This window comes from Streptomyces sp. RK9 (assembly GCF_045070545.1).
In the GTDB taxonomy this organism is placed as follows: Bacteria; Actinomycetota; Actinomycetes; order Streptomycetales; family Streptomycetaceae; genus Streptomyces; species Streptomyces alboflavus.
Genome location: NZ_CP173704.1, coordinates 2549424 through 2569114, shown reverse-complemented (window position 1 = coordinate 2569114; position 19691 = coordinate 2549424). Strand labels below are relative to the sequence as shown.

At 70.9% G+C, this 19691-nt stretch carries 19 protein-coding genes; 10 read left to right on the top strand and 9 right to left on the bottom strand.

Annotation, left to right across the window (positions count from 1 at the left end; translation table 11 throughout):
- The first annotated feature begins 192 nt into the window (after positions 1-192).
- The 3 genes from AB6L24_RS31685 (at position 193) to AB6L24_RS31675 (ending at position 2202) form a co-directional block, all read left to right on the top strand.
- On the top strand, positions 193-426 hold the full coding sequence (locus AB6L24_RS31685) for a hypothetical protein (RefSeq protein ID WP_385721078.1): 234 nt from the start codon (positions 193-195) through the stop codon (positions 424-426).
- 145 nt (positions 427-571) lie between these two features.
- A complete protein-coding gene (locus AB6L24_RS31680) occupies positions 572-1162 on the top strand; it encodes an N-acetylmuramoyl-L-alanine amidase (protein WP_405660986.1) in 591 nt (196 codons plus the stop codon).
- A 128-nt stretch (positions 1163-1290) separates the two neighbouring features.
- Positions 1291-2202 carry a 1-aminocyclopropane-1-carboxylate deaminase/D-cysteine desulfhydrase gene (locus AB6L24_RS31675; RefSeq protein WP_405660984.1) on the top strand — a complete coding sequence of 304 codons (912 nt, stop codon included), beginning with the start codon at positions 1291-1293 and terminating at the stop codon, positions 2200-2202.
- A gap of 49 nt (positions 2203-2251) precedes the next feature.
- Here the strand turns inward: AB6L24_RS31675 and AB6L24_RS31670 are convergent, their stop codons facing one another.
- Positions 2252-3850: a Na+/H+ antiporter gene (locus AB6L24_RS31670; protein ID WP_405660982.1), complete on the bottom strand. Its 1599-nt coding sequence runs from the start codon at positions 3848-3850 to the stop codon at positions 2252-2254.
- 46 nt (positions 3851-3896) lie between these two features.
- Between AB6L24_RS31670 and AB6L24_RS31665 the strand changes: the two genes are divergently transcribed.
- The 3 genes from AB6L24_RS31665 to AB6L24_RS31655 all read left to right on the top strand — a co-directional run bounded on the left by AB6L24_RS31665 (position 3897) and on the right by AB6L24_RS31655 (position 5978).
- Positions 3897-4157 (top strand): UBP-type zinc finger domain-containing protein, encoded by a 261-nt coding sequence (locus tag AB6L24_RS31665; RefSeq protein ID WP_405660980.1) that lies wholly within the window; start codon positions 3897-3899, stop codon positions 4155-4157.
- 244 nt (positions 4158-4401) lie between these two features.
- Positions 4402-4815, top strand: coding sequence for an anti-sigma regulatory factor (locus AB6L24_RS31660; RefSeq protein WP_030359877.1), 414 nt, complete (start codon positions 4402-4404; stop codon positions 4813-4815).
- Entirely contained in the window at positions 4812-5978 is a 1167-nt protein-coding gene (locus AB6L24_RS31655) for a SigB/SigF/SigG family RNA polymerase sigma factor (RefSeq protein WP_405660977.1), read from the top strand. The genes AB6L24_RS31660 and AB6L24_RS31655 overlap by 4 nt, the downstream gene beginning before the upstream one ends.
- A gap of 127 nt (positions 5979-6105) precedes the next feature.
- Here AB6L24_RS31655 and AB6L24_RS31650 read toward each other — a convergent pair whose 3' ends face one another.
- Positions 6106-6558 carry a hypothetical protein gene (locus tag AB6L24_RS31650; protein ID WP_405660975.1) on the bottom strand — a complete coding sequence of 151 codons (453 nt, stop codon included), beginning with the start codon at positions 6556-6558 and terminating at the stop codon, positions 6106-6108.
- 102 nt (positions 6559-6660) lie between these two features.
- On the opposite strand from AB6L24_RS31650, the gene AB6L24_RS31645 reads away from it, so the two are divergent.
- Positions 6661-7629: a diacylglycerol/lipid kinase family protein gene (locus tag AB6L24_RS31645; protein ID WP_405660972.1), complete on the top strand. Its 969-nt coding sequence runs from the start codon at positions 6661-6663 to the stop codon at positions 7627-7629.
- 319 nt (positions 7630-7948) lie between these two features.
- Positions 7949-8206: a WhiB family transcriptional regulator gene (locus AB6L24_RS31640; protein ID WP_016639615.1), complete on the top strand. Its 258-nt coding sequence runs from the start codon at positions 7949-7951 to the stop codon at positions 8204-8206.
- Between the two features lie 239 nt (positions 8207-8445).
- Here the strand turns inward: AB6L24_RS31640 and AB6L24_RS31635 are convergent, their stop codons facing one another.
- Together AB6L24_RS31635 and AB6L24_RS31630 are read right to left on the bottom strand one after the other, a co-directional pair.
- On the bottom strand, positions 8446-9912 hold the full coding sequence (locus tag AB6L24_RS31635; protein WP_380848254.1) for a sensor histidine kinase: 1467 nt from the start codon (positions 9910-9912) through the stop codon (positions 8446-8448).
- A 415-nt stretch (positions 9913-10327) separates the two neighbouring features.
- Positions 10328-10924, bottom strand: a complete 597-nt coding sequence (locus AB6L24_RS31630) for a TetR/AcrR family transcriptional regulator (protein ID WP_405660969.1) — start codon at positions 10922-10924, stop codon at positions 10328-10330.
- Between the two features lie 95 nt (positions 10925-11019).
- Here AB6L24_RS31630 and AB6L24_RS31625 point away from each other — a divergent pair, with 95 nt between their 5' ends.
- Positions 11020-11856 carry an SDR family oxidoreductase gene (locus tag AB6L24_RS31625; protein ID WP_405660967.1) on the top strand — a complete coding sequence of 279 codons (837 nt, stop codon included), beginning with the start codon at positions 11020-11022 and terminating at the stop codon, positions 11854-11856.
- Between the two features lie 153 nt (positions 11857-12009).
- Here AB6L24_RS31625 and AB6L24_RS31620 read toward each other — a convergent pair whose 3' ends face one another.
- Entirely contained in the window at positions 12010-13080 is a 1071-nt protein-coding gene (locus AB6L24_RS31620; protein WP_405660964.1) for an SIS domain-containing protein, read from the bottom strand.
- A 700-nt stretch (positions 13081-13780) separates the two neighbouring features.
- Between AB6L24_RS31620 and nagB the strand changes: the two genes are divergently transcribed.
- Entirely contained in the window at positions 13781-14566 is a 786-nt protein-coding gene (nagB, locus tag AB6L24_RS31615; RefSeq protein WP_030359869.1) for a glucosamine-6-phosphate deaminase, read from the top strand.
- 235 nt (positions 14567-14801) lie between these two features.
- Here the strand turns inward: nagB and AB6L24_RS31610 are convergent, their stop codons facing one another.
- The 4 genes from AB6L24_RS31610 to AB6L24_RS31595 all read right to left on the bottom strand — a co-directional run bounded on the left by AB6L24_RS31610 (position 14802) and on the right by AB6L24_RS31595 (position 19607).
- The gene (locus AB6L24_RS31610) at positions 14802-16304 is read right to left on the bottom strand and encodes a glycoside hydrolase family 3 protein (RefSeq protein WP_405660961.1); all 1503 of its coding nucleotides are present in this window, start codon (positions 16302-16304) and stop codon (positions 14802-14804) included.
- A gap of 6 nt (positions 16305-16310) precedes the next feature.
- Positions 16311-17141 (bottom strand): carbohydrate ABC transporter permease, encoded by an 831-nt coding sequence (locus AB6L24_RS31605; protein WP_405660958.1) that lies wholly within the window; start codon positions 17139-17141, stop codon positions 16311-16313.
- Positions 17138-18127: a carbohydrate ABC transporter permease gene (locus AB6L24_RS31600; protein ID WP_380848073.1), complete on the bottom strand. Its 990-nt coding sequence runs from the start codon at positions 18125-18127 to the stop codon at positions 17138-17140. Before AB6L24_RS31600 ends, AB6L24_RS31605 begins: the two co-directional genes overlap by 4 nt.
- Positions 18128-18332: 205 nt before the next feature.
- Positions 18333-19607: an extracellular solute-binding protein gene (locus AB6L24_RS31595; RefSeq protein ID WP_380848076.1), complete on the bottom strand. Its 1275-nt coding sequence runs from the start codon at positions 19605-19607 to the stop codon at positions 18333-18335.
- Between the last annotated feature and the right edge of the window lie 84 nt (positions 19608-19691).

Genomic DNA, 19691 nt, shown 5'->3' with positions numbered 1-19691 from the left:
CGCCCAGAAGCGGAATATCAGCCGCCGAGCCGAATGATTCCGGCCAACCCCTGAGGTGCGGGCCGACCGGCTGACGCGGGCGCCCACCGGGTACGGCGACGCGGCGAGGGGGAACTCCAAGATCCGTGCGTTCGTTCACAAGGGCGAGCGCAGCGTACGCACCATCAGCACCGAACCATCGGGAGAAGGCACATGGCAGGCTTCCTGGACCGCGCCAGAGAACAGGTGCAGCAAGGTCTCACCCAGGGCAAGCAGAAGCTGGACGACGTGCAGGCACAGCGGGCGGGCAACGACCTGCTCAAGCAGCTCGGCGCGGCGTACTACGCGGAGCGGCGCGGCAGCGGCACTCCGGACGCCACCCAGCAGGCACTCTCCGCCCTGGAGACACACATCGCGACGCACGGCGACGGCTTCCTGCGCGCCTGACCGACCGGAGCCGACCAGCCATCCGGCTGACCGGATCGACTCGCACGGTGCCCGAACAGATGGTTCGGGCACCGGCGGTTCCGGTACAAGCTGCGTACGAGGCGGTTCGCGACCGGCGACCGTCGCGCCCGCAAAGGAGGCGGTCATGGCCCCACCCATGTCCGCGAACAGATTCCTGGACCTGCTGAAGGACGAAGGCGTCACGGTCGTCGAAGTCGGCAACTGGCGCGAGCACAACCGCAATCACGTGGGCCCCTGGGGCCCGGTGCACGGCGTGATGATCCATCACACGGTCACGTCCGGCACCGAGCAGACCGTGCGCATCTGCCGCGACGGCCACTCCACCCTGCCCGGCCCGCTCTGCCACGGCGTCATCACCAAGGACGGCCGTGTCCATCTCGTCGGCTACGGCCGCTCCAACCACGCAGGACTCGGCGACGACGACGTCCTGCGCGCCGTCATCGCGGAGAAGCGCCTCCCCCCGGACAACGAGGCCAACACCGACGGCAACCGCCACTTCTACGGCTTCGAGTGCGAGAACCTCGGCGACGGCGAGGACCCCTGGACCGACGAGCAGCTGGACGCCATCGAGAAGGTCTCGGCCGCCGTCTGCCGTCACCACGGCTGGACCGAGCGCTCCGTCATCGGTCACCTGGAGTGGCAGCCCGGCAAGATCGACCCCAAGGGGTTCACGATGGACGCGATGCGGGAGCGGATCGGAGAGCGACTGAAGTAGTCGAAGCAGTCCGCTAGGCCCCGGCCAGGCACGCCTCCCCATCCGCGCCTCTGCTCCCCCAACCCCCCACCTTCGCTCCGCCACGCTCCACCGGACCCGGCCCGCCCACCACGAGGGAGAATGGCGGGGTGCCCCCCACCCCGCCCGCCCCCGCCCTGCGGCCCCGGCTCCCCACCCCGCTCCAGCCGGTCACGGACCCGCGTTTCGAGGCCCGCGACGTCCGCCTGCTCCTCAAGCGCGACGACCGAATACACCCGGACCTGCCCGGCAACAAGTACCGCAAGCTCGTCCTCAACCTGGAGCGGGCGCGCGCGGCGGGCCTCGGGACGCTGCTCACCTTCGGCGGCGCCTACTCCAACCACCTGCGGGCCACCGCCGCCGCGGGCCGCCTGCTGGGTTTCGCCACCGTCGGCGTAGTGCGCGGCGACGAACTGGCCGACCGCCCCTTGAACGCGTCCCTCGCCCAGTGCGCGGCCGACGGCATGCGGCTGCACTTCGTCGACAGGTCGACGTACCGGCAGAAGGCGGATCCCGTGGTCCTGGCCGCGCTCCGGCGGCGGACGGCCACCGAGGACGCGTACGTGATCCCCGAGGGCGGCAGCAACGCCCTCGCCGTCCAGGGCTGCACGGCCCTCGGCGCGGAGCTGCGCGGCCGCACCGACGTCGCGGCCGTCGCCTGCGGCACCGGCGGCACCCTCGCGGGCCTCGCCGCAGGCCTCGCCCCCGGCCAGCGCGCGCTCGGCATACCCGTCCTCAAGGGCGGCTTCCTGGGCCCCGAGACAGCGGCCCTGCAGCGCTCCGCCTTCGGCGCCCCCGGCACCAACTGGACCCTCGACGACCGCTTCCACTGCGGCGGCTACGCCCGTACCACCGACGAACTCACCGCCTTCGCCGACGACTTCGAGCAGCGCCACGGCCTCCCTGTGGAGCGCGTGTACGTGGCCAAGCTCCTGTACGCGCTGACCGCACTCTCCGAAGAGGGCGCTTTCGCCCCGGGGACGACGGTCACGGCGGTCATCACGGGCACGCCGCCCGGCTGAACCCCCTGGGTCCGCTCGGCCCGCCCCGGCCTCCCGTGGGGCCCGCCGCTCACTCCTCGATCTCCCGGTGGGCCGCCGCCTCCTCCAGGTCCAGCTTCCGCAGCAGGGTCCGCAGCAGCTCGTCGTCGATGCGCCGCTCGTCCCGCATCCGTACGAACACCTCGCGCTCCGCGGCGATCGCCTCGCGCGCGAGCCTGCGGTAGGTGTCGTCCGCGGACTCCCCCGTGACGGGGTTGGACTGGCCGAGCCGCTCCCAGACCGAGTTGCGGCGCCGCTCGAGAACGGTGCGCAGACGGTCCTCAAGGGGCCCTGGCAGCCGGTTGCGCTCGTCCTCCATCAGCTCCCGCAGCCGGGCCTCCGCGGCCTGTGAGGCGGCGTTCTGTGCCTGCGCCTCGGCCAGCGTCTGCGCCTGCGCGTCCCGCCCGGGCACCTTCAGGACCCGGATCAGCCAGGGCAGCGAGAGCCCCTGGACCACCAGCGTCCCGATGACCGTCGTGAAGGTCAGGAAGAGCACGAGGTTGCGGCCGGGGAAGGGCTCGTCGTCGTCCGTCATCAACGGGATGGAGAAGGCGATCGCCAGCGACACCACTCCCCGCATCCCGGCCCAGCTGACGATCAGCGGGCGCCGCCAGTCCATGTCGCCCTCGCGCTCACGGATCCGCGCCGACAGCGCGCGCGGCAGATACGTCGCCGGATACGACCACACGAAGCGCACCACCACGACGCACGCGAACACCGCGACGGCGTACCAGACTGCCTGCCCGACGCTGTACTCGCCGAGCTCCCCGAGCACCACGGGCAGCTGCAGCCCGATGAGCGCGAAGACCGCCGACTCCAGGAGGAAGCCCACGACCTTCCAGACCGCGGCCTCCTGGAGTCGCGTCTCGAAGTCGACCTGCCAGGAACGGTGCCCCAAGTAGAGGGCCACCACGACCACGGCGAGCACTCCGGAGGCGTGGAACTGCTCCGCGGCGGCGTACGCGACGAAGGGGATGAGCAGCGACAGCGTGTTCTGCAGCAGCGATTCCTTCAGATGGGTGCGCAGCCAGTGGATCGGCACCATCAGGATCAGCCCCACGCCGATCCCGCCGACCGCGGCCACCAGGAACTCCCGGATGCCGCCGCCCCAGCTCGCGCCCTCGCCGACGGCCGCCGCGAGCGCCACCTTGTAGGCGGTGATCGCGGTGGCGTCGTTCACCAGGGACTCACCCTGGAGGATCGTCGTGATGCGCGAGGGCAGTCCCACACGGCGCGCGATGGCGGTGGCCGCCACGGCGTCCGGGGGTGCGATCACCGCCCCCAGGACGAGCGCGGCGGTCAGCGGGAGATCGGGGATCAGCAGATAGGCGAGCCAGCCGACGACCAGCGTCGCGAACAGAACGTAACCAACGGAGAGGAGCGCGACGGGCCGCACATTGGCCCGCAGGTCCAGATACGAGCTCTCCAGGGCGGCCGTGTGCAGCAGCGGCGGCAGGATCAGCGGCAGCACCACGTGCGGGTCGAGGTGGTACTCCGGCACTCCGGGGACGTACGCCGCGATCAGGCCAACGCCCACAAGGAGCAGCGGTGCGGGGACCGGCGTGCGGCGCGCGGCGCCCGCGACGGCGGCGCTCGCGGCGATCAGCGCCACCAGGGGCAGTACGTCCATCGGCAAGGCCCTTCGCCGTCCGGTCTCCCGTCGTAACCTGGCCATCATGAACGAGTGCTCGCACGTCAGCGCGCTGCCCCACCCCGAACCGACGCCGCTGAGCGAAACGTGTCCGGAATGCCTCGCGGCCGGCAGCCACCCCGTGCAGCTGCGGCTGTGTCTGGTCTGCGGGCACGTGGGCTGCTGCGACTCGTCGCCCTTCCAGCACGCGACGGCGCACTTCAAGGAGACCGGTCATCCGGTGATGCGGACCTTCGAGCCGGGCGAGAACTGGCGTTGGTGCTTTGTCGACGGTTCGATCGTCTGAGGCCTGGGTACGTCAACCCGACGCTCGTTCTTTCCAATTGGGTCCGCGAAACCCCTAGCCACTGTCCGTACCCGTAGGCTTACTATGAGTGACAGCAACGGGGTGGGGCCCCGGGACACGGAACTGAGCAGCGCGGTAGCGTCACCGCTGAAAAACGTGGTGCGTCACCCGTGTGACGCAGTCCGGACCGCCGCGGCGCGACGGCCGGAGCCCCGAAAGTGCTTGTACCACCTTGGAGGTGAGGGTGTCCCAGATCGCAGGCGAGCCCGGGAATCAGGACTTCGTGGAGGTCCGCCTTCCGGCTGCGGGTGCCTACCTGTCGGTGCTGCGTACGGCCACGGCCGGCCTCGCGGCACGCTTGGACTTCACCCTGGACGAGATCGAGGACCTCCGCATCGCGGTCGACGAGGCGTGCGCGATCCTGCTCCAGCAGGCCGTGCCCGGTTCCGTGCTCAGCTGCGTCTTCCGGCTCGTCGACGACTCCCTGGAGGTGACCGTCTCGGCACCCACCACGGACGGCCGTGCCCCGGAGCGCGACACCTTCGCATGGACGGTCCTCTCGGCCCTCGCGGGCAAGGTCAACTCCTCGGTCGCCGACGACAAAACCGTTTCGATCAGCCTCTACAAACAGCGCGGCGCGGGACCCGGGCCGGCGTGAGGAACGGGGACGGGCCGGTGCGGGACGAAGAGCGCGGCACACGTGGCACACACGGTCTGCCCGCCCGCGGCAGGGGCGGCACGCGTCCGGCCTCCGGGCGCGGTCCGGTGGAGCCGGGGCCTGCCCCCGGCGGCATCCCCGAGCAGCAGGCCAGGCCGCACCCACAGGACCCGGAGCAGCAGGGTCAGCGGGCGGTGGCCGGGACGGCCGCCGCGCGAGAGCAGGCAGAGCCGACCGCCGGGGACGGAACCGACGGGCTGTCCGGCCCGGGCGGGCGACAGGACCAAGCAGGCGCCGCACGCAGGGGGTCCCCCCGGGCGTCCAGCACTGGGGGCGAGTCCCCAGAAGGGCGGCGGCGGGTGACGGGCGGGACGATGAGCGAGCACGAGCAGCACAGCCGGCACGATCCACAGGACCGCAGCGGCGCGCGGGCGAAGTTCGTGGAGCTGCGCGCCCTGGAGAACGGCAGCGCGGAGTACGCGGAGCTGCGCAATCAGCTGGTCCGCATGCACCTGCCGCTCGTGGAGCACCTGGCCCGCCGCTTCCGCAACCGCGGCGAGCCCCTGGACGACCTGACCCAGGTCGCCACGATCGGCCTCATCAAGTCGGTGGACCGGTTCGACCCGGACCGCGGCGTCGAGTTCTCCACGTACGCCACCCCGACGGTCGTCGGCGAGATCAAGCGCCACTTCCGTGACAAGGGCTGGGCGGTGCGGGTGCCGCGGCGGCTGCAGGAGCTGCGTCTCGCGCTGACGACGGCCACGGCAGAGCTGTCGCAGCTGCACGGCCGCTCCCCGACCGTGCACGAGCTGGCCGAGAAGCTGGCGATCTCCGAGGAGGAGGTCCTGGAGGGCCTGGAGTCGGCGAACGCGTACTCCACGCTGTCCCTGGACGTCCCGGACACGGACGACGAGTCACCGGCCGTGGCGGACACCCTCGGAGCCGAGGACGAGGCCCTGGAGGGCGTCGAGTACCGCGAATCCCTCAAGCCGCTCCTGGAGGACCTGCCGCCGCGCGAGAAGCGCATCCTGCTGCTGCGGTTCTTCGGGAACATGACGCAGTCGCAGATCGCCCAGGAGGTCGGCATCTCCCAGATGCACGTCTCCCGGCTGCTCGCACGCACCCTCGCGCAGCTGCGCGAGAAGCTCCTCGTCGAGGAGTGACGCAGGAGTGACCGAGGTGTGAGCGGGCCGCACGGCCCCGCAGGAACGCCACTGGGGGCGGCAAGGTCATCCTTGCCGCCCCCAGTGGCGTTCCTGCGACCCTGCGACCGCGTGCCGGTCCGTGCGGCTACTTGCCGCCTTCCTGTACGTTCCCCGCTCCGCCGATGCCGAGGGCCTCGGTAGTGGCGGGATGGATGAGCAGCACCAACGTCGCGACCGCGACCGCCGCCAGCGCGATACCGGCGGGAATCATCGCGCTGTCAGCCTGGAGCAGCTGCCAGGCCACCGGCAACGCCATGATCTGCGTGATGATCGCGGGCCCGCGCGCCCAGCTGCGCAGCCGCAGCAGACCGCGCGCGGCGAGCAGCGGAAGGAGGGCGAGGACGATCAGCGTGACGCCGCCCGTCGTCGCCTGGCGCGGGTTGTCGGGGTCGCCCGCGAGCCCCATGACGAGCATGTAGGCACCGCCGACGACGAGGGCCAGGCCCTCCAGCGCGGCGAGTGCCGCGGCGGCCGTGAGGCGCCCGGGGCGGGAGCCCGACGCGGGGGCTTCGGGGGTGGTCTTCGGCTCAGTGCTCACGCATCGAGGGTAGCCCCGGGCGTCCGGGGAGCGGCACGTCGGTGCGGTTCGGGCCAGACCTCGGTCTGGGCCAGGTAAAGACCCCTAGGTAGTCTGCTGCGCATGCGTGCACTTCTCGTGGTCAACCCGGCGGCTACTACCACCAGTGCGCGCACACGTGACGTACTGATCCACGCGCTCGCGAGCGAGATGAAGCTGGAAGCGGTCACTACGGAGTACCGCGGTCACGCCCGGGACCTCGGCCGGCAGGCCGCGGAGAGCAAGGACATCGAGCTGGTCGTGGCCCTCGGCGGCGACGGCACGGTCAACGAGGTCGTCAACGGTCTGCTGCACAACGGCCCCTCTCCGGAGAACCTGCCCCGCCTCGCCGTCGTCCCCGGGGGTTCGACGAATGTCTTCGCGCGCGCCCTGGGCCTGCCGAACGACGCCGTGGAGGCGACCGGTGCCCTCCTGGACGCGCTGCGTGAAGGAAGTGAACGCACAGTGAGCCTCGGCCGGGTCTCCGGGACCCCCGGGACGGATGACGAAGCGGTGCCGTCGCGCTGGTTCACGTTCGCGGCGGGGCTGGGATTCGACGCCGGAGTGGTCGGCCGGGTCGAACAGCACAGGGAGCGCGGCAAGCGCTCGACGCACGCTCTTTACGTGCGCCAGGTGGTACGCCAGTTCCTCGGCGAGGGCGACCGCCGGCACGGTTCGATCACCCTGGAGCGGGCCGGCGAGGAGCCGGTGACGGACCTCGTGATGTCCATAGTCTGCAACACCTCCCCCTGGTCCTACCTGGGCAATCGTCCGCTGTACGCGTCCCCGAAGGCGTCCTTCGAGACGGGTCTGGACGTGCTGGGACTCAAGCGCCTCTCGACGGCCTCGGTGGCCCGGTACGGCACCCAGCTGCTCCGGTCGACACCCGACCGCGGGCCCCACGGAAAGAACGCCGTCTCGCTGCACGACCTGACGGACTTCACCTTGCATTCGAAGGTGCCCCTCCCCCTCCAGATGGACGGTGACCACCTGGGGCTGCGGACGAGCGTGACGTTCACAGGCGTACGCCGTGCACTGCGTGTGATTGTGTGAGTGGAAGGGCCTAAAGTCCTTTCACTCGAACGTTTAGGCCAGGCTCCACCCCATGGAAGTACGGCTGTGACTCAGTCGACACCGAGGAATCAAAAAAAACTTTCCGGAAGGGGTTGTATCCGCCGCCGAGGTTTGCGAATCTCTACATGGCGATCGGGACGGCCCGCAACATCGGCCTCTACAGGTCGCCAGAACCCCTCCTCTCACCACAAGGTCCACACCAGGCAACTGGTAGTCGGCCCTTCCCGTGCGGGGGGATTCGTGAAAGCGTTCACATTCACAAGCAATCTTCATGTAAGACCAAGGAGAGGTAGCAGCCATGGACTGGCGTCACAACGCCGTTTGCCGCGAGGAAGACCCCGAGCTGTTCTTCCCCATCGGCAACACCGGTCCTGCGCTGCTGCAGATCGAGGAAGCCAAGGCCGTCTGCCGTCGCTGCCCCGTCATGGAGCAGTGCCTGCAGTGGGCGCTCGAGTCCGGCCAGGACTCCGGCGTCTGGGGTGGCCTCAGCGAGGACGAGCGCCGCGCGATGAAGCGCCGCGCCGCCCGCAACCGGGCGCGCCAGGCCAGCGCCTGACGCCCACGCCCCATACGAGCCTGAGCTTGGCGGCGCGTGTGCCTGACGGTATTGATCCGTAGACAGCGCGTACGCAACCCCCGCCCCCGAGCCGCAGCCGCGCAGTACCCCCGATGCGCATCGCAACGTGAGCAGGAAGCCCCGGACCGACATGGTCCGGGGCTTCCTGCTGTGTGTGAATGTCCCTGCTGTGCGCGAGTGCCCCCGCTGTGCGCGAGTGCCCCTGCCGTGTGCGAGTGCTACTTGTCGCCGCGTACCGGAATATCCAGGACGACGCGGGTCCCCCGCTCCGGCGCCTTGACCATGTCGAACGTGCCGCCCAGCTCGCCCTCGACGAGGGTGCGCACGATTTGCAGGCCCAGGTTGCCCGAGCGATGTGGGTCGAAGTCGTCGGGCAGTCCGACGCCGTCGTCCTGGACGGTGATCAGAAGCCGGGCGTCCTTCGCGGTGCCGCCGCGGACCGCAGAGACCTCGACGGTGCCGGTGTCCCCCTGGGCGAAACCGTGCTCCAGGGCGTTCTGCAGGATCTCCGTCAGGACCATCGACAGCGGCGTCGCGACCTCGGCGTCGAGAATGCCGAAGCGGCCGGTGCGCCGGCCCGTGACCGTGCCCGGCGAGATCTCCGCGACCATGGCGAGGACGCGGTCGGCGATCTCGTCGAACTCCACGCGCTCGTCCAGGTTCTGCGAGAGCGTCTCGTGGACGATGGCGATGGAGCCCACACGCCGCACCGCCTCCTCCAGGGCCTCGCGGCCTGAGACGGAGTCGATGCGGCGCGCCTGCAGGCGCAGCAGGGCCGCGACCGTCTGGAGGTTGTTCTTCACCCGGTGGTGGATCTCCCGGATGGTGGCGTCCTTGGTGATCAACTCGCGCTCGCGGCGGCGCAGTTCGGTGACGTCCCGCAGCAGGACGAGCGAACCGATGCGCGGCCCCTTCGGCTTGAGCGGGATGGCGCGCAGCTGGATCACGCCGTCGCCGCCCTCGATCTCGAACTCGCGGGGCGCCCAGCCGCTGGCCAGCTTCGTCAGGGCCTCGTCCACCGGGCCCCGGGACGGGGCGAGTTCGGCGGTGGCCTTGCCGAGGTGGTGGCCCACGAGGTCGGCGGCGAGACCCAGGCGGTGGTACGCGGAGAGGGCGTTCGGCGAGGCGTACTGGACGACGCCGTCCGCGTCCAGGCGCACAAGGCCGTCCCCCACGCGCGGGGAGGCGTCCATGTCGACCTGCTGCCCCTCGAAGGGAAACGATCCCGCGGCGATCATCTGCGCCAGGTCGGACGCCGACTGGAGGTAGGTGAGCTCCAGGCGCGAAGGGGTGCGCACCGTAAGGAGGTTGGTGTTGCGGGCGATGACTCCGAGGACGCGCCCCTCCCTGCGTACGGGGATGGACTCGACCCGCACCGGCACTTCCTCGCGCCACTCCGGGTCGCCCTCGCGCACGATGCGGCCCTCGTCGAGCGCCGCGTCGAGCAGCGGACGGCGGCCGCGCGGGACGAGGTGGCCGACCATGTCGTCCTGGTAGGACGTCGGTCCGGTGTTGGGGCGCATCTGCGCGACGGAGACGTAGCGCGTGCCGTCGCGCGTGGGCACCCACAGCACGAGGTCGGCGAAGGAGAGGTCGGAGAGCAGCTGCCACTCCGAGACCAGCAGATGGAGCCACTCGAGGTCGGAGTCGCCGAGGGCCGTGTGCTGGCGTACGAGGTCGTTCATGGAGGGCACGTGTGCGAGCGTACCTGGCGGTCCGGGCAGGTCCGGGGGTGTGCTGCTCCCGGCGCCGGTCCCCGTCGGGCAGCGGCGCCGGGGCGGGACCCTCAACCCGACCCCAACACCGCGGCCCTTCAGGTGCATCGGCGGCCAGAATGTGCGGTACCGGCCACCGATTGAGGAGTGCCCGGCGCGGTCAGGGCAGAGAGCACCGGCTCCTCGGCCGCTCTTCTGTGCGGGAAGAGCGGAGCTTTACTCCCGCATTGTGGACTAGACCATTCTCCCATGTCTATGCGCGGGACGGGGTTTGTTGTCGGATCTTCCTCCAGAATCGGGGGCAGGTCCGGGCCTGGCGGGGAGCCCGCGCCGACGCCTCACCCGACCGCCACCGGCCCCGGCGTCGACCCCGGTGTCGGCTCGCTCAGGCCTCCGGCCAGGCCCGCATCGCCAGGTCGACGACAACCTGGAGGTCTTCCCTGGTGGCGCCGTCGCGGGACTGCTGGGACAGGCCCTGGAACACCGCGCCGACATAGCGGGCGAGGTCCCCTGCGTCGACACCGGCCGCGATCTCACCCGCGTCGATGCCCTGCTGGATGCGGGCCGCGAAGGTCGCGACGTTCGCGTTGCGCTGCTCGCGCAGGGTCTGCTCGACCTCCGGCGTGGTGCAGTTGGTCGCGGCGTGGATGACGAGGCATCCGTGGGGAAGGCCCGGCTCGGTGAAGGCGTCGACGGCCTCGCGCAGGGTGCGCTCCATCGCGCCGCGGGCCGTCGGCTCCTCGGCGAGGACGCGCCCGCCGAAGGCTCCGTACGAGCTCGCATAGCGCACCAGGACCTCCTCGAAGAGCGTCCGCTTGTCGCCGAAGGCCGCGTACAGGCTCGGGGCGCCGATGCCCATCTCGCGGGTGAGGTCGGCGACGGACGTCGCCTCGTACCCGTGCTCCCAGAACTGTCGCAGGGCCTGCTCCAGCGCCGTCTCACGGTCGAAGGAACGCGGCCTGCCTCGCTGTTTCGTCGCCATGGGTGAATTTTATAGCGCGCGCTAGAAAAGCGGGTGGCGATCCGCTACGGTTCTTTGTGTAGCGACCGCTAGAGAAAGTTGGGGGGCGCCTGACCATGGGTGCACTGACGGAGACGACGGCAACCGGGCAGACCGCAGAGGCGGCGGAGGGGGCCGCGGGAGACGGGGCGCGGGTGCAGCGGCTCGCGGGCAAGACGGCCCTGGTCACGGGCGCAAGCCGGGGTATCGGGCGGGGGATCGCCGAGAGGCTGGCCCAGGACGGGGCGCGGGTCGCCGTGCATTACGGCAGCAATGAGGCGGCCGCGAAGGAGACGGTCTCGGCGATCGAGGGGGCGGGCGGCTCCGCCTTCGCGATCGGCGCGGAGCTGGGCGTGCCGGGCGACGCGGCAGCGCTGTGGGCGGCGTTCGACGCGCACGCGGACGGCCTGGACATCCTGGTGAACAACTCCGGGATCGGCACGTCGCACTCGTTCACGGAAACGGACGAGGACGAGCACGACCGGCTGTTCGCGGTGAACGTCAAAGCGCCGTTCTTCATCACCCAGCTCGGCGCGGAGCGACTGCGGGACGGCGGGCGCGTCATCAACATCTCATCGGGCCTCTCCCGCGCCGCCGTGATGCCCCAGATCATGACGTACGCCATGACCAAGGGCGCCCTGGACGTCTTCACGCAGAACCTGTCGAAGGTGCTCGGCGCCCGCGGCATCACGGTCAACTCGGTGGCCCCGGGCATCGTGGACACGGACGTCAACGCCGCCTGGCTGCGCGGCGAGGAGAACAAGCAGGCGTGGGAGGGTGCGGCGGCCATGTCGGCCCTCGGCAAGGTCGGGACACCGCAGGACATAGCCGACGCGGTCGCCTTCCTCGCCTCGGAGGACGGGCGCTGGGTGACGGGGCACTGGCTGGACGCGACGGGGGGTTCACTGACCTGAGGTGCCTCGGCCCGGCGGGGCGGGAGCGGGACGGCTGGCCCAGAGGGACGACAGCCCCGGGGGGACGACTGGCCGGGGGGCCGCCGGGCACCCCCTCACCTCACCTCCCTCACCTCGCCCCCGTCACTTCGCCCCCCCCTCACCTCGTCTCCGTCACCTCGTCTCCGTCACCTTGGCGAGAGCCCTGGGCGCGTCCGGGTCCTGGCCGCGGGCGATCGTCACCTCATAGGCGAGGAGTTGGAGGGGGATGATCTCCAGGATGGGCTGGACCTCCTCGGGGACCCCGTCCGTCGGCAGGGCGAATCCGGCGGAGGCCCGTTCGACCTGCGTCTTGGGCCCGATGACCACGAGGTCGGCGCCGCGCCCGCGGAGCCGGTCGAGGACAGGTTGGAGCGCCTCCCCTCCCCTGCCGTCCGGGACGACGGCGATGACCGGTGAGATGTTGTCGACCATGGCGAGGGGGCCGTGCAGCAGGTCGGCGCCGGAGTAGGCCAGGGCGGGGATGTAGCTGGTCTCCATCAGCTTCAGCGCGGCTTCCTTGGCCGTGGGATAGCCGTAGCCGCGAGAAGTGATCACCATGCGCTCGGCGAAGCGGTAGCGGGCGGCGAGCGTCCGGATCTCCGGCTGCCGGGCCAGGAGGTCGGCGGCGAGGTCGGGCAGCGGGCCCGCGGCGGCGCCGTCGCCGTCGCGCAGCCCCTCGATGAAGAGGTAGAGGGCGAGCAGGGACGCCGTATAGGTCTTCGTGGCCGGGAGGGCCTTCTCCGGGCCCGCGAGGATGTCGATGTGGTGCTCGGAGACGGCGGCGAGCGGGGAGTCGGGGTTGTTGGTGACCGCGAGGGTGATGGCGCCGGCCTCGCGGGCGGCCTGGGTGGAGGCGACGAGGTCGGGCGAGCCACCGGACTGGCTCACGGTGACGACCAGGACGTCCCGGAGGTCGGGCTTGGCGCCGTAGGCGGTGGTCGTGGACATGGAGGTGAGGCCGCAGGGCAGGCCGAGGCGGACTTCGAGGAGGTACTTGGCGTAGAGGGCGGCGTGGTCGGAGGTGCCGCGGGCGGTGAGGAGGACGAAGCGGGGGCGTTGCGCGGCCACCTGGCGGGCGGTCTCGCGGATCGCCGGGGCACCGGTGTCGAGGAGCCGCCGCAGGACCTCGGGCTGTTCGGCCATCTCACGGGACATGATGCGGCCGGGCTGCTCGCTGTAAGGGGAGGACGACATCGCAGTCATGCTTCCCACTGTGCTGGCTACTGGCCGGGAGCGCTTGCCCTCCGGGCGGGGAGGGGGACGGGGTTGGGTCGGGGGCGTGGTGCGGAGCCCCGGCCTCGGGGGTGCTGCGGCGTGGGGCAGGCGCTGCGGTGCGGTGCAGCGTAGGGCAGGCGCTGTGGTCCGGTGCGGCGTGGGGCAGGCGCTGCGGTCCGGGTGGCGCCACCGTGACGCGGGCGGTCGCCGGGGTCCAGGGGCAGGCGCCGGGGTCCAGCGGCAGCCGCCGCGACCTGGGCCGGCCGCCGCGCGAGGGAGACGTCGGACGCGGCCCAGCAGGCTCGATCCGGCGGGCACGACTCAGCGGGCTCGACCCGGCAGGCGCAGCACGGCAGGCGCAGCACGGCAGGCGCAACACGGCACACGGCAGGCGCAGCACGGCAGGCGCAACACGGCGGACACAGCAGGGCAGCTGAGGGCCACCGTCAGGTCGGCGCGCGGCGGCCCCAGCGCGGCGGCCGCTGCTCGGCAGGCGGAGGCCGGGGTCGGGTCGGAGCATGGACGTGTGGGGGCGTGCGCGTGTGCGGGCGGGAAAGTGCTGGTGTCGTGGGCGCCCGGGGCGTCCGACCCCTGCACCTGGGTGGTGCGGCTCTGCTAGATTGGTCTATACCACACTCTTCCGAGCGCCAGTCCCGCTCCTCCCCTACACCAGATCGGCAGGCCCAGCGTGGAAGTTGTCATCGTCCCGGACGCCAAGGCAGGCGGCGAGCTCATCGCGGAGGCCATGGCCGCCCTCGTGCGCCGCAAGTCCGACGCCCTGCTCGGTGTCGCCACCGGCTCGACCCCGCTGCCCATCTACGAGGCGCTGGCGGCGAAGGTCCGCGCGGGCGAGGTGGACGCGTCGCGGGCCCGGATCTGCCAGCTCGACGAGTATGTGGGGCTGCCGGCGGGGCACCCGGAGTCGTATCGCTCGGTGGTGCTGCGTGAGGTCGTGGCGCCGCTCGGGCTCGACGAGTCGGCCTTCATGGGGCCCGACGGCAGTGCCGCGGACGTGCAGGGCGCGTGTGAGGCGTACGACCGGGCGCTGGCGGAGGCGGGCGGTGTCGACCTGCAGTTGCTGGGGATCGGCACGGACGGGCACATCGGGTTCAACGAGCCCTGCTCGTCGTTGGCGTCGCGGACGCGGATCAAGACGCTGACCGAGCAGACCCGGGTGGACAACGCGCGGTTCTTCGACGGCGACATCGACCAGGTCCCGCACCACGTCATCACGCAGGGCATCGGCACGATCCTGGAGGCCCGGCACCTGGTGCTGCTCGCGACGGGTGAGGGCAAGGCCGACGCCGTGGCGGCGACGGTCGAGGGTCCGGTGGCCTCCGTGGTCCCCGCCTCCGCGCTCCAGCTGCACCCGCACGCGACGGTGATCGTGGACGAGGCGGCCGCGTCCAAGCTGAAGCTGGCGGACTACTTCCGGCACACGTACGCCAACAAGCCGGAGTGGCAGGGGCTGTAGGCGACACGGCGGCACGGCGGCACGGCCACATAGCCGCACAGCGACGTACGAAGCGTATGCAGGAGGGGGCGCCCCAGAGCCTGGGGCGCCCCCTCCTGCGTACGCGAACTGCTCCGGTCCGAGCCGCCCGGCGCCGCCGACCTGCATCGGCAGGCAACCGCACCGGCGCGGGCGCCCGCGCGGGGCATCGGCGCCAAGTCCGGCCCTGCCCGATGCCCCCGTCCGGACCCCGGGGTCACCCCCCGACAAGCACCTCCGCCGCGGCCTGGCCGCAGACCCGGGCGGCGCCGTACGTGGCGATGTGCAGGGAGCCGGTGGGCTTGGACTGGGGGACGCCCATCTCGACGACGACGGTGTCGGGGCGGGCGGTGAGGAGGTGGTCGACGGCGGCGGCCATCCACGGGTGGCGGTGGGCGTCGCGGACGACGGCGACCACGCGTCGGGAGCCCGCCGCCGCGAGAGCCTTCGCGCCCGCGTCGTCGCCGCTGAAGGAGCCGGTCTCGGTGCCGGGCAGACGACGGGTCAGCTCGGCGGCGACGCCCCACGGGGTCTCGTCGCCGACGGCGATGTTGGCCAGCGGGGTGAAGGCGGCGACGTAGGGCGCCTCGGTGAGCGCGCCCGCGGAGGACTCGGTGTGGGTGACCGTCAGGGCGCGGCGGGCCGCGCGCAGGCCGATCTCCGGGTCCGCCGCTCCCCCGGCGCCGGCCGCGCGCGAGGCCGAGGCCCAGTCGGCGAGGGCGCGCACCCGGGCGGCGGCGTCGGCGAGCCGCTCCTCGGGGAGTTCGCCCGCGCGCACGGCGGCCACCAGGGCGTCCCGCAGCCGCAGCACCGTCAGCTCGTCGTGCAGCCCGCCGCCCACGCAGATCGCGTCGCAGCCCGCGGCGACGGCGAGGACGGTGCCGCGCTCGATGCCGTAGGTCCCGGAGATGGCGCGCATCTCGATGCCGTCGGTGACGATCAGGCCGTCGAAGCCGAGTTCGCCGCGGAGCAGGTCGGTGAGGATGCGCCGGGACAGCGTGCCCGGCAGCTCCGGGTCGAGGGCGGGGACGCTGATGTGGGCACTCATCACCGCGCGCGTACCGGCGGCGATGGCCGCGCGGAAGGGGACGAGTTCGCGGGCGTTCAGGACGTCCGCGTCGACGTCGATGTGCGGCACGGCGTGGTGCGAGTCGACCGCGGTGTCCCCGTGGCCGGGGAAGTGCTTGGCGCAGGCGGCGACGCCCGAGGACTGCATGCCCTCGATGTAGGCGCCGGTGTGCCGGGCCACCAGGTCCGGGTCGGAGCCGAAGGAGCGTACGCCGATGACCGGGTTGCCGGGGTCGGAGTTGACGTCGGCGGACGGCGCCCAGTTGAAGGTCACCCCGCACTCGGCGAGGCGGCGGCCGAGCTCCGCGGCGACGCCCCGGGTGAGCGCGACGTCGTCCACGGCGCCGAGCGCGTGGTTGCCGGGGAAGGAGGAGCCGGTGCGCACCTCCAGGCGGGTGACGTCGCCGCTCTCCTCGTCGATGGCGACGACGATGTCCTCGCGCTCGGCCCGCAGTTGGGCGGTGAGCGCGGCGACCTGCTCGGGCGTCTGGATGTTGCGGCCGAACAGGCCGACGGAGGCGAGGCCCTCGCCGATGCGGCGCAGCAGCCAGTCGGGGGCGGTGGTGCCGCCGAAGCCGGGCTGGAGCACGGTCAGGGCGTCGCGCGTGAGGGAGTCCTGGGTGCCGGCGGAGGCGGTGTAGGAGGAGGTCATGGTGCGTTAGCCCTTCACGGCGCCGTCGGTCAGGCCGGCCACGGCCCTGCGCTGGAGGAAGACGAAGAGGATCAGGATCGGGATGGCGAACAGCGAGGCCGCGGCCATGGTGGCGCCCCAGTCGTCGCCGAACGCGGTCTGGAAGCTGGAGAGCCACACCGGCAGGGTCTTGGCGTCCGCTTCCTTGTTGAGCACGAGGACCAGCGGGAACTCGTTCCAGGCGGTGATGAAGCCGAAGAGCGAGGTCGACATCAGGCCCGGCGCGAGCAGCGGCAGGATCACCCGGCGGAAGGCCTGCATCCGGGTGCAGCCGTCGACCATGGCGGACTCCTCCAGCTCCCTCGGCACGGCGGCGACGAAGCCGCGGAGCGTGAGGAGGGTGAAGGGCAGGATCATCACCATGTAGAAGAGGGTCAGCGGGATCAGGCTGTTCAGCATGTCCGCGTCGCGCACGATGATGTAGATCGCGATGACCATGACTTCCCACGGCGCCATCTGCGCCAGCATGAAGCCGATGATGAAGCCGCGGCGTCCCTTGAAGCGCATCCGGGCGAGGGCGAACGCCGAGGTCACGCCGATGATGAGGGAGAAGACGACGGCGAGGATCGTGACGGTGAGGGAGTTGCCGACCATGGTCCAGAAGTGGTCGACGTCCATCGCGGTCTTGAAGTGTTCGAGCGTGGCGTCGGTCGGGAACCAGACCGGGTCCTCCGCGATGATGTCGCCGGTCGGCTTGAAGGCCGTCGCGAACATCCAGTACACGGGGAAGACGCAGAAGACGAACATGACGACGGCGACCAGGTTGGGCCACAGCCGGCCCATCAGCGAGCGCTTCACAGCTCGTCCTCCTCTTGCTTGAGCACGATCCGCAGGTAGAACGAGGTGATGGCCAGCAGGATGACGATGGTGAGCAGCGCGATCGCCGCGCCCATGCCGAAGTGCTGGTTGCCCATGCCCTCGATGTAGGCGTAGACGGGAAGGATCTCGGTGAGCCGGTCGGGGCCGCCCTCGTTGATCGTGAAGACCTGCACGAACGCCTTGAAGACCCAGATGATCTCCAGGAACGTCGTGGCGTAGAGGAAGGGCCGCAGGTACGGCAGCGTCACCTGGGTGAACTGCTTCCAGGCCCCGGCGCCGTCGAGCGACGCGGCCTCGTACAGCTCCTTGGGAATGGTGGTCGTGGCGGCGTACAGGTTGATCGCCACGAAGGGGATGGACATCCAGACGATGAGCAGCAGGACCACGAAGAAGGTGGAGTACTGCGTGGCCAGCCAGTCGTGGTCGGCCATCGAGTCGAAGCCGACCTTGGCGAGCACCCAGTTGACGACGCCGAAGCGCTGCGCGAACAGCCACTGGTAGACCGTGCTCGCCGCGACGACGGGCATCGCCCACGCGAGTACGAGGCCGACCAGGAGGAACGTGCGCATCTTCCGGCCGAGGCGGGCCAGGAGCAGTCCGACCAGCGTGCCGAGGATCATGATCAGCACGACGTTGACGGCGGTGAAGGCGACCGAGCGGCCGGTGACCCGCCAGAAGTCCTCGCTGCTGAGGACCTCCTTGTAGTTGTCGATTCCGTTCCACTCGGTCAAGTGCAGAATGAACTGCCGCATGTTGAGGTTCTGGAACGACAGGATCCCGTTGTTGACCAGCGGCCAGCCGAGCAGCAGCAGGGTGGCGATGATCGCGGGGGCAAGTAGCAGATAGGGCGTGAGGCCGGCGAGACGTCCTGGGGACCTGCGCGGGCCCTTTGGCCGTGGCCCGCCGTCCAGTGTCTGCACCTCCGTCGGGCCGGAGGGCGGCCGTTCGGTCTTCTGCACGGTCATGCTCGCCATCTCTTTCGTGGGCAACGCGAAACGCTGGGGGCCGGCGCGGGGGCGCCGTGGTCAGCGCGGGGAACGCGGGGTGGCGCCACCGGGGGGCGCGAAGAACGCGGAGTCGCGCGGGGAGCGCACGGAACCCATGGGTACGCCGGGGGCAGCGGGGTCGGTTCACCCGCCGCCCCCGGCGGGGTCAGTGTTCTCGGAGTTCTTACTGCTTCTGCGCCAGGCGCTTGTTGAGCTCGCCCTCGACCTTCTTGGCGGCGTCGGCGGGCGAATCGCCGTTGAGCACCGCGGTCATGTAGTTCTTGATCGGGTTCGGCGGGTTCTCGACCGCGCCCCACTCCGGGATCAGCGGGGTGGTGCCGCCGCCGGCGGTGGCGGGAGCGGCGGCCTCGGCGGCCGCGTTGCCCTTGAGGTTGGACTCCAGGGCCTTCTTGTTCGGGATCGTGCCGCCTTCCTTGGCGAACTGACCCTCGAACTTGTCGGACAGCGCGATCTTGAGGAACTCCTTGGCGAGCTCCTGCTTCTTGCTGGTCGCGGCGACGGCGAGGTTGGAGCCGCCGAGGAAGACGCCCTCGGGCTTGGCGGCGGTGGCGCCGGGGATCGTGAAGAAGCCGATGTCCTTCTCGATCTTCTTGTTGGCCTTGATCGCGGTCGCGGCCTCCCAGCTCATGCCGATGAAGGCGCCGGTCTTGCCCTTGGCGAAGACCTCGGCCTGCTGCGGGGTGGCCTCGTCCTTGTTCTTCGGCGCCTTGGAGAGGTCCGCGAACTGCTTGTACGTCTTCATGGCCGCGGCGACCTTGGGGTCGTCGAGGTTGGAGACGTACTTGTCGCCGTCCTTCTTGACCAGCTCGGCGCCCTCACCGATGGTCAGGCCGACGAAGTGGTACCAGTTCTGGCCGGGCAGGTAGATCGGCTCGGCGTCGGTCTTCTCGCCGATCTGCTTGAGGTTCTTGAGGAACTCGGCGCGGGTCTTCGGCGTCGTCTTGATGCCGGCGTCGGCCCAGACCTTCTTGTTGTAGACCACGACGCGGTTGAGGACGAACCACGGGGCGGCGTACTGCTTGCCGTCGATGACCGAGGCCTTGTTCATCGACTCGGTCCAGTCGGCGCCGATGGACTCCTTGAGGTCATCGAGCTCGGCGAGGCCACCGGTCTTGGCGTACGCGGCGGTCTGGGTGTTGCCGATCTCGAAGACGTCCGGCGGGTTCTCCTCGGAGAGGGCGGTCGTCAGCTTCTGCTGAATGCCGTTCCACTGCTGGACCTCGAACTTCAGCTTCGCGCCGGTCTTCTTCTCGAAGGCGGCCGTGACGTCCTTCTGCCACTGGTCCGGCGTCGAGCCGTCCATGGCCCAGAGCGTCAGCGTCTCGCCCTTGAAGCCGTCCGCCCCGGACTTCTTGTCGTCCTTGTCGTCGCCGCCACAGGCCGCGACGGAGACCAACATGCCCGCGACACCGATAGCCGCTATGAGCTTGCGCTTCACAGTCATCCTCCTTTGGATGCCAGCCAACCCCCCACCCGCAGCGACCAAGAGGACCGAAAGACTGCCCGTGGGACTGGACCTGGT